Source organism: Lysobacter sp. 22409 (assembly GCF_052045105.1).
GTDB classification, from domain to species: Bacteria; Pseudomonadota; Gammaproteobacteria; order Xanthomonadales; family Xanthomonadaceae; genus Lysobacter; species Lysobacter antibioticus_B.
This window is the reverse complement of the sequence record NZ_JBQEOE010000011.1, coordinates 15,180-27,493: the sequence shown is the minus strand read 5'-3', so window position 1 is coordinate 27,493 and position 12,314 is coordinate 15,180. Positions and strand designations below refer to the sequence as shown.

The 12,314-nt window shown below is 62.3% G+C and carries 9 protein-coding genes, 3 tRNA genes and 1 pseudogene; all 13 read right to left on the bottom strand.

The window, feature by feature from the left end:
* Positions 1 to 9: 9 nt before the first annotated feature.
* Positions 10 to 867 carry a hypothetical protein gene (locus tag ACTJJK_RS07770; protein ID WP_440729924.1) on the bottom strand — a complete coding sequence of 286 codons (858 nt, stop codon included), beginning with the start codon at positions 865 to 867 and terminating at the stop codon, positions 10 to 12.
* Positions 867 to 1,634, bottom strand: coding sequence for a hypothetical protein (locus ACTJJK_RS07765; RefSeq protein ID WP_440729923.1), 768 nt, complete (start codon positions 1,632 to 1,634; stop codon positions 867 to 869). Before ACTJJK_RS07765 ends, ACTJJK_RS07770 begins: the two co-directional genes overlap by 1 nt.
* A gap of 402 nt (positions 1,635 to 2,036) precedes the next feature.
* The gene (locus tag ACTJJK_RS07760) at positions 2,037 to 2,651 is read right to left on the bottom strand and encodes a hypothetical protein (RefSeq protein WP_440729922.1); all 615 of its coding nucleotides are present in this window, start codon (positions 2,649 to 2,651) and stop codon (positions 2,037 to 2,039) included.
* 1,164 nt (positions 2,652 to 3,815) lie between these two features.
* Complete coding sequence (locus ACTJJK_RS07755; protein WP_440729921.1) at positions 3,816 to 4,415, bottom strand: HNH endonuclease signature motif containing protein; 600 nt, start codon at positions 4,413 to 4,415, stop codon at positions 3,816 to 3,818.
* A gap of 320 nt (positions 4,416 to 4,735) precedes the next feature.
* Positions 4,736 to 5,320, bottom strand: coding sequence for a hypothetical protein (locus ACTJJK_RS07750; protein ID WP_440729920.1), 585 nt, complete (start codon positions 5,318 to 5,320; stop codon positions 4,736 to 4,738).
* A 334-nt stretch (positions 5,321 to 5,654) separates the two neighbouring features.
* Positions 5,655 to 6,881 (bottom strand): tyrosine-type recombinase/integrase, encoded by a 1,227-nt coding sequence (locus tag ACTJJK_RS07745; RefSeq protein ID WP_440729919.1) that lies wholly within the window; start codon positions 6,879 to 6,881, stop codon positions 5,655 to 5,657.
* 182 nt (positions 6,882 to 7,063) lie between these two features.
* A tRNA-Leu gene (locus ACTJJK_RS07740) sits at positions 7,064 to 7,150 on the bottom strand.
* A gap of 466 nt (positions 7,151 to 7,616) precedes the next feature.
* A tRNA-Cys gene (locus ACTJJK_RS07735) sits at positions 7,617 to 7,690 on the bottom strand.
* Positions 7,691 to 7,823: 133 nt separating this feature from the next.
* Positions 7,824 to 7,899 (bottom strand) — tRNA-Gly (locus ACTJJK_RS07730).
* 126 nt (positions 7,900 to 8,025) lie between these two features.
* Positions 8,026 to 8,601, bottom strand: a complete 576-nt coding sequence (gene pgsA / locus ACTJJK_RS07725) for a CDP-diacylglycerol--glycerol-3-phosphate 3-phosphatidyltransferase (RefSeq protein ID WP_031371443.1) — start codon at positions 8,599 to 8,601, stop codon at positions 8,026 to 8,028.
* Positions 8,602 to 8,702: 101 nt separating this feature from the next.
* Positions 8,703 to 10,544: pseudogene (gene uvrC, locus ACTJJK_RS07720) on the bottom strand (excinuclease ABC subunit UvrC); the annotation flags it as partial.
* A 398-nt stretch (positions 10,545 to 10,942) separates the two neighbouring features.
* Positions 10,943 to 11,419, bottom strand: coding sequence for a low molecular weight protein-tyrosine-phosphatase (locus tag ACTJJK_RS07715; RefSeq protein ID WP_440729918.1), 477 nt, complete (start codon positions 11,417 to 11,419; stop codon positions 10,943 to 10,945).
* 2 nt (positions 11,420 to 11,421) lie between these two features.
* Positions 11,422 to 12,204 (bottom strand): 3-deoxy-manno-octulosonate cytidylyltransferase, encoded by a 783-nt coding sequence (gene kdsB / locus ACTJJK_RS07710; RefSeq protein ID WP_440729917.1) that lies wholly within the window; start codon positions 12,202 to 12,204, stop codon positions 11,422 to 11,424.
* Between the last annotated feature and the right edge of the window lie 110 nt (positions 12,205 to 12,314).

The window sequence follows — 12,314 nt, the reverse complement described above, 5'->3', positions numbered from 1 at the left end:
TGCTTCCCATTAGCCCCTCCCCGGGTTGTTGCCGAGATACCAACCACCGTTGAGCGACTTGTCTCGACTACCCCACCAGTCGTTGAATCCACCCGCCAACGCTGTTAGGCCGGCATTGTTCGATGCGCCCGAAGCTAACAAGCCTGAGGCGCGATTTTGGCCTGCAGTCAGCAAGTTCTGTCCCATGTTGAAACCGGTCTGTTGACCCCACTGGCCGGATTGAGCGGATGCCGTCTGACCAATGCCAGCAAGGGACGCCAGAGAATTCATATAGGGTCTGTACCCCTGTTGGTCGGCGTAGTCGTTACCGAAACGCTGCAACGCCTTGCCAGTCGCGCCGGAGAACAAGCCGCCACGAGCCGCGGCCGAAGTCTCAACGTTCTTTTGACCCTCGTTAAGCCCGAATTGGTACCCAGGCGTGCTACGAAACCTGTCAAACGCCTGCTGCTGGGTCTGGGAGCTATAGCCGGTGCCTGAGCCCTGGCCCGTACTGGGCGCAGCACCCCACACACGGCCCTCTTTCTGGCCGTATTGCTGGTAGTGCTTCAGCGGGTTCTGGCCGAAATAGTCATCCGCCGCCACGTCCGGATTTGCCTGCAAATAGGCCGAGGCCGGGTCCGAGGCAGCGAGGGCTGTGCTCCCTGCTCCCTGGGGCAACCCGAGCATGGCCATGTATTCGTAAAGGCCCGCAAGACCTGCTCCCCGAAACGGCGCCTGATCGGATCGAGCCTGCTGCAAAGCATCCCATTGCAGCTGATTGCTAGCGTCGGCCGCGCCAGTCATTGCATTTGCGGCGTTCTTTGAACTCTTCTTGGCCTGATTGGCGCTGTAGACACCAACAGCCGCGGTAACTGCTCCGACAGGCATTAGACGGCCTCCTTGGCAATGCGAAAGCCTTCCGCAGCAAGCTCCACCTTGACGCCGTCAAAGCTGACAGCCGTGTCACTGACCTGTTCGACCAATTCATACCCGGCAAACCGTGCCCATCGGTTGTAGATCGCTACGCCCTTAGTCAAGTTTCCCGCACAAGCGCAGAAGACTGCGGCGCCCACATACGCGTTATGTGCGGGGTCATCTTCGTGCTTAACCTCGTGCTCAGCCTGCAGCATCTCATGGAGACTTTCTCCAACCGGCTCAAGCGTAGGATCAGTTCGGATCCACTCATCCAGAGTCATACCTAGGTAGTCGACATCAACCGCACCACTCCATCTATCCCATGCCTTCGTACGCCTGAAGCGCTGATTGAAACCAACTGCTTTAGCAAGTCCCAACGCCTTTACGTTGTCCACCGGAACCTTTGTGACCAGTTCCACAGCGTCGGTATGCGTGAAAATGAAGGTCAGCGCAAGCCAAGCCTTAGCGCGGATGTCCTCAGCACCGGGCAGGAACAACGTGTGCACCTCCAGATAGCCGGGCCCCAGTTGTTCCAGGAGAAAGCCGCCTCCCTCGAACTCAAGGCCGATTAGCCTGCCCCATGCTTCAGATAGGTCAATTCGCTCTTGACCCGCGTAACTGACGGCAGGAAACACTGCCGGGTGATTCGCCACCTGGTTGAAGAAATCGGGACTCTCGCTGATGCGAAAGTCGCACCAGCCTTGGCCATCGGGCCGGACTAACGTTGTCTTAGATGCCATTTTTAACGTCCATGTTTGACTTGGTCGCAATCCTTGCGACGGGTGCCCACCTGTCTGGTGGAGGTGCCGCCTTTACGTAGCGACAAACGAGCTATCTACTCAGGGAGTGAATTTCTAAGGCATTGATTGAATTTCTTTGATTGTTTATCAGGACGAACCCGTCCTCCACTGCTAACAGAGCAGAACAATGGCCTTCGCTAAGGGCGATCCCAGATTTGGAACCGCCCCCTTTGACCGGGGGGCGAGCGGTTGTCTTTGGCCTGACAAGGGCTGGCGGGGTTGTCTGCAATGACGCGGCAGACTCGCGATTGACCGGGGTGGGCCGGCCGAATTCGGATAGGCATTTAGCCTCTTTCTAGCCCCGCCAAGGGCAGCCCGGTTAGGGCTTTACCATCATCACCACTAGAGTAGGTTCCCGCCTCCCAGTTGGGCCGGTGATAGGCGGGAAAGCTCAATGTGAGCAGCCTTTCTGATCTTCAACAGCACTCCGTATCGGCACTTGACCTCCTTGGCCAAGTGGCGGGGATGGGTCGATATCTTGAGTCCGTGGACCCTGGCCGCTCCCAACAGGAGCCCGATCGTTACGGCCTCCATATTTGTCTGTATGCCCTGGTCCGCAAGCTTGGCGAGCATTCGATAAACGGCGCTCATCAGTGGGTTCTTTGGCGGCTCCATGAGATAGACGCTGCGAACGATCCGATAAGCCAAATGACGTACATCTGCATCGAATAGGTCGGCCGGTAGTTGCACTACGCCGAACCCACTGTTCTCTCCAGCGAAGATGTCCACGGCGTTTGAGTCGAGTTCGCGCTTACTCGGCCCGGCCGACGCATCTGTGAACGCCTCCATCAGGCCAAGGCCCGTGAGATCACAGCGGGCCCGATCTGCAAGCCAATACTCGTTCGGATTCTCGGTCTCGTCCCCAGGAGTAGAAAGCGGCCGGGCACGCCGCGGCCTCAGGGCCAATTCTTCCGGGCGCAGTTCTTTGGGCCTTTTTGTAACATCGAAGTTGGTCACCACAGCCTCCGATGCGAACGCATTGCGAACGTATGCACCCGGCATGCCCGGAGCACTGCCTCGGCACGGGTCACTTTGTTTGCGCTCAACCACTTAGGTCGACCATTGGGTAACACAACCCCGCGCGACTGGAGCGCCGACTCGCAATCCTTTACGAAGAACGGCCGCCGTAGCGCTAAGGGCTTTTGGAGCAGACCATGAGCAGCCCGGAGCGCCCTGCAAACAGTCGCACCCTCCTGGTAATCTTTTAAGGTGTGCAGTAGGTGCACCGTAAGCGGGCCTAAAAACTCCATGACTAATGCACTACGTGCACTAGTCTGTCTTTCTTGGTGCAGTAGGTGCACCGTATTTCTGGTCATTGGTGCAGTAGGTGCACGGGGGCGGTGCAATACCTGCACCAGCGATTGCGTTTTCATGCCGCCCTCCGGATGGTCCTCGACCCACGCGGAAGTCGATTTGCATTCCTCTCGAAAGGGCCGACTTCTATCAGCCATGCGTCGCTTGGCTTACCCGTGGAGGGCACCTCCAGAGGGTTATCGGTCTTGCCATCGACAGAACGCCACGTAAGAGCATGTAACGCGGCTTTGTTCCTGCCCCCGTGTCGGGTGCACACGATTAGGCCGTAATGCTCTAGCTCTCGCACGGCGTTGTGCAGCGTGTGGGTCGAGTTCCACCCGGTTTCCTTGGTCATGAGTGACCTAGAAGCGCAGAGGTATCCGTTGTTGAACCCGGTGTACTGGCGGCCAAGGTCTAGCAGCAGCTTTAGCCCCCAAGGGCTCAGTCGCTTAAAGTTCTGGTGCCTCAGCATTGACACAGGAATGACGAAGGCCATCCCTCCATGAATCTCGTCCCACTTGTTCGGCTTCTTCGTTCTCTTGCCCACCCTTGCACCTCGAACGGACCAGCACTATGCTGGCCCCGCAGTCCTAGCCGATTGCCTGTTCACGAAGCCCCGAGCGCGCCAACGCTTGGGGCTTCTTCATTTGGATCTGATGTAGCGCAACTCGTCACTGAGGCGCTCCAGATGCGTCACCAAACCTCGGGCTTGTATGAGAGCGACCTCAGTAGCGGTTGCCGTCGGATCGCCGGTAAGCGCCTCCAACTGCTCCTGTAAGCGAGCCCCGATATCGGGGAGTTGCTTCGCCAAATGATCTTTTATCCCGATCATTCGCCTACTCCAGTGGCAGCTTCACGTTTTCGACGTGGCCGCTTCTGAGTAGACATACGGCATGACGGACGCACCGATGCGGTGCCGTCCCGGTGGCATACGATATGTCGCCATGACCGTCGGCGACGCGCGCTGCGAACTGTTGCGCGGTCGACGCCCAGCTCGCGCGCCCACTCCCCACAGCTGATCGTCGCTCCAGTTCGCCGAATCTCGCAAACTTGCACTGCGGTAAGCTTGGAATCCCTTCGCTGTTCGCCTGTTCTAGCTAGGCCTGCCCGTATCGCGCGTAGGCTGTTTTCCCTAGGCAGGACGGGCTCAAGGTTGTCAATGCGATTGTCAGCTTTGCGGCCGTTCTTGTGGTCGATGTAATGCCCACTCGGGATGGGGCCGTTGACGGTTTCCCAGATCACTCTATGGGCGTAGAGGCAGCCATTTTGATTGCCGCGGGGCTTAACCCGAACGTATCCATCGCGGCTGGCCTTGCAAGGCTCCCCCAAGACCCCAAAGACCAGGCCGCGAGACGGATCGACAAGGCGGCCGTATCGAAAGTTGAAGATCACCCCGTGCACGGGAACTGCATTGAGGATGCCAATCATTCGGCACCGCCCAAATCACGTCGCTCTGCGACCCGCTCCGGAAGCGTCTCAAGACTTCGCATCCAGACATACCGCCTGGTGCCAATTTTGAATGTATCTAGGTAGCCTGATGCCGCCAGCTCGAACGCGATGGTGCGGCTAATTCCGTGCTCACCACAGGCCTCGACGAGAGGCCGATAGGCTGGATTTGAAATCGTGCTCACTTGCTGCTCCGATACCGCACGAACTTGTGCGGCTTCGGTTAGGCAAGCTATAGATCATCTGGGGACGTCATAAGCCCTTATGCGTGCACGGATAGTATGTATGCGTGCATACACATGTCACTTAACCCCTGCGTCGCGGAACCACTTAGTGACGGTGGCTTCGGGCGTTTGACCTGTAAGCGGCTCGCCCTGCGCCTTGGCGGCCTCCAAAACCTCTGGGAGCATTCTGCGGATTGCCTCAGCCCGCGACACGCTCAACATTTCCTTGCGGCGCCTGAATGCCAACTCTTTTACTGCATCGAGCCTCGACCACCTGGAGCGACCCGCACGCTCATTTGCGCCGGAGATTAACTCCTGCGCCATCAGGGCCTTGCAAAGTAAGCTTGACAAATTAGAAGTGCGCTTAAGTACGCCAGGCGATAGCGCCACGAGCACTCGCTCCTCCCAGTTTATGCAAGGCCTTGGTGGCGGGTCATCGTTGTAGATTGCCGCGTAAACTGGCGAGAACATTGACGCGCCATCGAATGCGTCACAAAGACTGAAAACCAGGCTTTTATGATGCACAAGCTTTAATGGACTAAGACTTTCCAGCTCGTCAATTTTCCGCTCCCATGCGTCTGCTATCGCAGTAATGCTCGCAGCATCACTGTCATTGCCAGTTGGCTGAAGTCCTAGCAGTACCTCAAACTCAACAAAATTCATTGCAAGCCGCTCCGGTTTGCAGGCATCCGCTATTCCTGATTCTCGCCGTAAGTCTTGGCGTCGATCAGTCTTGCTGTCCTCGTTGCTATCCGCACGAATTCTGGGTCCGGGTCATACCGGAGCCGCTCTGCCAACCTCTCCATGAATGCCGTCCCGGCAGGCCTGAGCTGGTCAGTACGTAGGCAGGCTTCGCTTTCTAGAAGTTCGTTTTCGTTTCGCATTCGGAATGGGACCAAATCCCCTAGCGGATAGCTGCTACTGATAGCAGACGAGGGCGCCCGTTGCCCAGGCAAGGGAAATTGCAGAACCACGCAGCTCATCATCCACCCCCGTTTCAGCGTTTCTTGAACTCGACCACTTTTTCGTGGCCCGTCCGTAGCCTGTCGAGATAGTCGGCCCAAGCCGTCATCATCTTTTTGCGTTCGGCCATGTATTGGGCTCGGTTATAGACCGCCCTGACCTTGTTTCGCTCTGCATGGGCCAATTGCCGTTCGATCACGTCCGGGGCCCACCCCATCTCATTGAGACGCGTGCTGGCTAACGCACGGAAGCCGTGGCCGGTCATCGTGTCTTTGTCGTAGCCAAGGCGGCGCAGGGCCGCATTTATCGTGTTCTCACTCATCGACCGATCAGGAGTGCGGATGCTGGGGAATACGAATCGATTTCGCCCGGTGATCGGCTCTAGATCACGAAGAATGGCAACCGCTTGGGGGGCCAAAGGCACGACATGTTCTTCCCGCATCTTCATCTTGCCGCCCGGAATCCGCCATTCAGCTTCGTTCAGGTTCAGCTCGGACCATTCCATGGCCCTTAGATTGCCTGGGCGAGCAAAAAGGAGTGGCCCCAGCTTGAGGGCGGCCGCCGTCGTCGGCTGCCCCTCGTACCCATAAGTGGCTCGCAGCAATCCCGCGACATCGTTTGGGCTGGTCAGGGCCGCCCTAGGACGGCTCACGACGGGCGCCAAAGCGCCGCGGAGGTCTATGGTGGGGTCCCGCTCGGCCCTTCCTGTGGCAATCGCGTAGCGGAACACCTGGCTAGCCTTCTGTTTGACCCTGTATGCCGTCTCGTGGCGCCCGGTCGACTCGATCCTCCGTAGGACTGCCAGCATCTCGGGGGAGCTGATTTCCGCGATAGGACGACGTCCCAGATCGTCTGATGCCATACCCAACAGCCACTCGGACTTCCTATACGTCACCGGGGCCAGCTTCTTGCTTTGCTTCTCTAGCCACTCCTGGGCAATCGCTTGGAAGATCGTCGCGTTCGAGAGCCTTGCCAGCCGGCGTTCGGCCTGACGCTTGGCGGAGGGGTCTTCCCCGTTGCGGATGACGCCGCGGGCTTCGTCGCGCCTCTGACGAGCAGCGGCTAGGGACACTTCGGGAAACACACCGAAAGCAAGGCGCTTCTCTTTTCCTGCATACCGGTACTTCATGCGCCAATAGCGCGATCCGTTCGGCATCAATTCCATGTAGAGCCCGCCGCCGTCAAACAGACGTACCGGCTTCGCACCCGCTTTTGCGTTCTTGATAGCTACTGCGGTGAGTTTTCCGGTGTTCGCGGCCATGGGGGCATCGACCCTGCAGAGGCGTCCTGATGCCCCTTATGCCCCCAATCCTGCCCCCATATGCCCCCGGCTGCAAGCGACACAACGCGGTCTCGGACGAACGGCGGGCAACAAAAAAGCCCCTGAAAGCAGGGGCTCTTGCTTACTCGGCAAATCATCGCGAATCGCTGCGAACGCTGTCGTGGTGCCCGGAGCCGGAATCGAACCGGCACGGAGTTGCCCCCGGCAGATTTTAAGTCTGCTGCGTCTACCGATTTCGCCATCCGGGCAGGATGCGGTGACCGCGATAGCTTACGACAGCCGTGCGCGACACGACACCAAGAGCGTTGTCCGAACCATCCGGGGACGGTTTCGCTTGCTCCGGACAACGGCGATGCGACGCACTCGACTGTGCCGTGAGGACGGGTCGTCAATGCGCTTGCGGATCGGGTCGCGACGGCTTGCGTGCCCGATCCGATCCCGACGCTCCGACTGTCGAATCCGCGAAGCGGTCGCGGCGAAACGGCCCACTGCGGATACTCGCGATGGTCGATGCGCGCGGGTCCCGGGGCAGCCTGCGGGCAAACTCGGCATGCACGCCTGCACAACTGCCCGAATGGATCGAACCGACCCCGAATGCGCACGGAGCACGGCGCAACCTCGAACCGGGTGCCGCGCAACCCTCTCGCTTCGGTCGATTCGCACGAAACGATGGCGCAAAAAAAACGACCAGGTTGCCCTGGTCGTTTTTCGAATTGGAGGCCGAGGTCGGAATTGAACCGGCGTACGCGGATTTGCAGTCCGCTGCATAACCACTCTGCCACCCGGCCGGTGACTTGCCACAGCATACTGCCTGCGGCTGCGTCGGCTTGCAATCGCTGCAAGCCTTCGCCTGAAAAAACAAAACCCCGCGGGCGGGGTTTTGTTTCTGAGGATGACTCCGTTACCGGAGGTCCTCTAATTTGGAGCGGGAAACGAGACTCGAACTCGCGACCCCGACCTTGGCAAGGTCGTGCTCTACCAACTGAGCTATTCCCGCTGAAGGAAGCGATATTTTAGGGATCGAAAGAAAAGTGTCAACTACTTTTTTTCGATGCCTGGAAACGATTCAGTCCCCGATGCGTTCGTTGCCTGCCAAGGCTTCGTTCGCGCCGAACCGATGCGATCAGTTCGTGGGCTTGTTGGCGTCCTCGCGCATTATAGGCCATGCCGCGCGTAAATACGCTAGTCCCGACCACAAAGTTAGCAAGGCCGCTGCAGCAAGCAACCATTCGCCGATGCCGAAGATCGGCAAACCCCACACGCGCTCCTGATAAAGCAGGCAAACCAGCGCGACCATCTGCACGATGGTCTTGATCTTGCCGATCGAGGCGACTTTCACCGCGGCGCGCTGACCGAGCTCGGCCATCCATTCGCGCAGCGCGGAAACGGCGATTTCGCGGCCGACGATGACCGCCGCCCACAAGGTCATCCACACCGTCGGATGCTTCTGCACGATCAGCAGCAGCGCCACCGCGACCATCAGCTTGTCGGCCACCGGGTCGAGGAATGCGCCGAATGCCGAGTACTGGTCGTAACGGCGCGCGATCCAGCCGTCGAGCCAGTCGGTGATCGAGGCGAAGGCGAAAATGAACGCGGCGGCGAAGTTGGTCCACGGATAGTCCAGGAAAAACACCACCACCAGCACCGGGATCAGCACGATCCGGGCCAGAGTCAGCATGGTGGGTATGGTCAACTTCATCCTTCACTCCGCTTGCGATCGGGTGCCGCAGCCGCGGCCCCCTGCTTCTTGCCGCCCGTCGCCGCCGCAGCGGCGCCCTTTTGGATAGTGCCCGTAACCGCGGCCTCGGCGGGCGCGTCCAGCCCGTGCAAGGCGGCGTAGATGCGCTCGGCCAGGGCCTCGTTGACCCCCTCGACCCGGGAAATTTCCTCGATCCCGGCGGCCTTCAGGCCGCCCAGACCGCCGAAATGCCGCAACAGATTAGCGCGCCGACGCGGTCCGATACCGGGAATGTCTTCCAGCCTACTGCTGTTGCGGGCCTTCTGGCGACGCCCCCGATGGCCGGTGATGGCGAAACGGTGCGCCTCGTCGCGAACCTGCTGGACCAGCTGCAGGGCCGGCGATTCGGCGCCCGGGCGGACCACCCGGCCGTCCGGGAGCAGCAGTTCTTCATCGCCGGGACGGCGGGCCGGGCCCTTGGCCACGCCCACCAGGATCAGCCCCTCGACCCCCAGCTCGTCCAGGGCAGACCGGGCCTGGGCCACCTGTCCGGCGCCACCGTCGATCAGCAGGACGTCCGGCACCACCCCGTTTTCCTCGACCGCGCGCCGGAACCGGCGCGAAATCGCCTGGTTCATGGCGGCGTAGTCGTCGCCCTCGACGATGCCGGCGATGTTGTAGCGGCGGTACTGGCCGCGTACCGGCCCCTCGGCATCGAACACCACGCACGAGGCCACGGTGGCCTCGCCCATGGTGTGGCTGATGTCGAAACACTCGATCCGGGCCGGCAGCGACGGCATGCCGAGCAGGTCGCGCAGTGCCTCGGCGCGTGCGAGCTGGGCGGCGTGGCTGGTCAGTTCGGTGCCGAGCGCGAGCTCGGCATTGCGCCGCGCCATGTCGAGATAACCGGCGCGTTCGCCGCGCACGTTGCATTTGATCTGCACCCGGCGCTCGCCCGAACTCGACAGCGCATGCTCGAGCAGTTCGCGATCGGGCAGGTCGCGATCGAGCACGATCTCGCGCGGCGGCGGTTGCTCGGCGTAGTACTGCGAGACGAACGCGGCCAGCACTTCCTCGGGGTTGTCGCTGCCGTTGGTCTTGGGAAAGAACGCGCGCGTGCCGAGGTTACGGCCATCGCGGAACGCCAGCAGCAGCACGCAGGCCGAGACGCCCTGCATCGCCACCGCGAGCACGTCGAGGTCGGCGGCGCGGCCGTCGACGTATTGGCGCGCCTGCAGCGTGCGGATGCCGGTGATGAGGTCGCGCAGGCGTGCGGCGTCCTCGAAATCCAGGCGCATGCTCGCCTCTTCCATGCTCCGGCCGAGTTCGTCGGTGAGCTCGTCGCTGCGTCCGTCGAGCAGCAGCCCGGCGCGACGCACGCTCTCGGCATAGTCGCGCGCCGGCACCAGGCCGACACAGGGCGCACTGCAACGGCCGATCTGGTGCTGCAGACAAGGCCGCGAGCGATTGCGGAACACGCTGTCCTCGCAGCTGCGCAGGCGGAACAGCTTGTGCATCAGGTTGAGCGTGTCGCGCACCGCGCCGACGCTGGCGTAAGGACCGAAGTAGCGGCCCGGGATCGCGCGCGGCCCGCGGTGCATGGCGATGCGCGGCCAGGCTTCCTGGGTCATCAATACGTAGGGGTAACTCTTGTCGTCGCGCAGCAGCACGTTGTAGCGCGGCTTGAGCGACTTGATCAGCTGGTTCTCGAGGATCAGCGCCTCGGCCTCGGTGCGGGTGACCGTGACCTCCATGCGTACCGTCTGCGACAGCATCGACATGATGCGCGTGGACTTCGGCGTGGCGTTGAAATAACTCGATACGCGGTTGCGCAGCGCCCCGGCCTTGCCGACATAGAGCACGTTGTCGTCGGCGCCGATCATGCGATACACGCCCGGCGCGGTGCTCAGATGCTTGACGAAGGCCTTGCCGTCGAACGCTGCGGGCTGGGAGGCGGTCGTCACGAGGCCCTCGCTTGCGAGTAAGCGCGAACGCTCGCGACGAGGCCGGGCGCGGCACAGGCAGGCATCGCCCACGTGCCGGCGATGGCGCGGAGGTGAGCGTTCGGACAGGCGGGCGCGGTGGCGGGCATCGGCAGATCGGGGAACCGGAAACGGAGGACCGGGTTCTGGATTGGGTTGATTATGCGCGAGCGCAAGGGCCCGAACCGGGCCTTGGGGCCGAATGCATCGGGGAACGGCCCGGACGGCAAGGCGGTCGTGCCGCGAACGGCAAATCCGTGTGCGCCATGGCGGTGGCCCGGCCCGGCGAGTCTGCGGCGCTTGGTTCGTTACCGTCGCCCCGCCCCATCCGCATCGACCAGCGCCGGCGCGGTGCCGGAGCCTGTCGCCTCATCGGGCGATCAACGCAGATGCAGTTCTTCGCGCAGGCGTGCGATCGCGCCGTCGGCGGCGCGGTCGAGCAACTGGAACACGTGCTCGAACTGGGCCGGCCCGCCGGTGTAGGGATCGGGCACTTCGCCTTCGGTTTCCAAACCGCACCAATCCAGCAACAGCGCGGTGCGCGCCCTGGCGCCGCGCGGCGCGCGGGCACGGACATCGCGCAGGTTGGCGCGGTCGGCGCACAGCAGCCAGTCGAAGTGGGTGTAGTCCGACGCGGCGAGTTGGCGCGCGCGCAGGCCGGAGATGTCGACGCCGTGCTCGGCGGCGTTGGCGATCGAACGCCGGTCCGGCGGCTCGCCGACGTGCCAGTCGCCGGTGCCGGCCGAATCGAGCTCGACCCGCCCGGCCACCGACGAGGTCTCGATGCGTGCGCGCAGCACGCCCTCGGCGACCGGCGAGCGGCAGATATTGCCGAGGCAGACGATCAGCAGGCGCATGCTCAGGCGCCCTCTCCCGCCGCGCGGCCGGCCAGATGCGCTTCGGCGCGGGCGAGGTCTTCGGGGGTGTCGACGCCGGGCGGGAACGGCTCCGGGGTGATGCCGACCGCGATGCGGTAGCCGGCTTCGAGCGCGCGCAATTGCTCCAACGATTCGATCTGTTCGAGCCGGCCCGGCCGCAGCTTGGCGAACTTGCGCAGGAAACCGGCGCGATAGCCGTAGATGCCGATATGGCGCAGCCATTCGCCGCCGCCGGGCATGCGCTCGCGGTCGTTGGCGAAAGCGTCGCGCGGCCACGGAATCGGCGCGCGGCTGAAGTACAGCGCATCGCCGTTGCCGGCGCGCACCAGCTTGACCGCGTTCGGATCGAACAAGACCTCGACTTCGGTAATCGGCGCGGCCAGGGTCGACATCTCGGCGCCGCTGTCGCGCAAGGCGGTCGCGGTGGCGACGATGCCCGAGGCCGGCGCGAAGGGTTCGTCGCCCTGCAGGTTGACGATCACGGTGTCGTCGCGCCAGCCGGCGATGTCGGCGCATTCGGCGAGGCGGTCGGTGCCCGAGGCGTGTTCGGTCGAAGTCATCGCCACCTGCACGCCACTGCCTTCCAGCGCACGCGCGATGCGTTCGTCGTCGGCCGCGACCCAGACCTCGCGCGCGCCGGCCGCGAGGGCGCGGCGGGCGACGTGCAGGACCAGCGGCTCGCCTGCCAGCTCGCGCAGGGGTTTGCCCGGCAGACGCGAAGCCGCGTAGCGGGCGGGAATGGCGACGACGAAATCCTGGGACATGTTCGCTCCAACGGTCGCGGCTGGCCGCGAGAAATTCGATGCGCGCGTGCGGCGCAGGACAAGCTTACGTCAGGCCGGCTTAGGTCGGGCCGGCTTGGATCAGGCCGGCT

Excerpts from the sequence above, each read along its gene's own strand:
- ACTJJK_RS07770 (WP_440729924.1), bottom strand. The coding sequence starts at position 867 with ATGCCTGTCGGAGCAGTTACCGCGGCTGTTGGTGTCTACAGCGCCAAT.
- ACTJJK_RS07765 (WP_440729923.1), bottom strand. The coding sequence starts at position 1,634 with ATGGCATCTAAGACAACGTTAGTCCGGCCCGATGGCCAAGGCTGGTGC.
- ACTJJK_RS07755 (WP_440729921.1), bottom strand. The coding sequence starts at position 4,415 with ATGATTGGCATCCTCAATGCAGTTCCCGTGCACGGGGTGATCTTCAAC.
- ACTJJK_RS07750 (WP_440729920.1), bottom strand. The coding sequence starts at position 5,320 with ATGAATTTTGTTGAGTTTGAGGTACTGCTAGGACTTCAGCCAACTGGC.
- ACTJJK_RS07745 (WP_440729919.1), bottom strand. The coding sequence starts at position 6,881 with ATGGCCGCGAACACCGGAAAACTCACCGCAGTAGCTATCAAGAACGCA.
- pgsA (WP_031371443.1), bottom strand. The coding sequence starts at position 8,601 with ATGAAGTTGACCATACCCACCATGCTGACTCTGGCCCGGATCGTGCTG.
- ACTJJK_RS07715 (WP_440729918.1), bottom strand. The coding sequence starts at position 11,419 with ATGCGCCTGCTGATCGTCTGCCTCGGCAATATCTGCCGCTCGCCGGTC.
- kdsB (WP_440729917.1), bottom strand. The coding sequence starts at position 12,204 with ATGTCCCAGGATTTCGTCGTCGCCATTCCCGCCCGCTACGCGGCTTCG.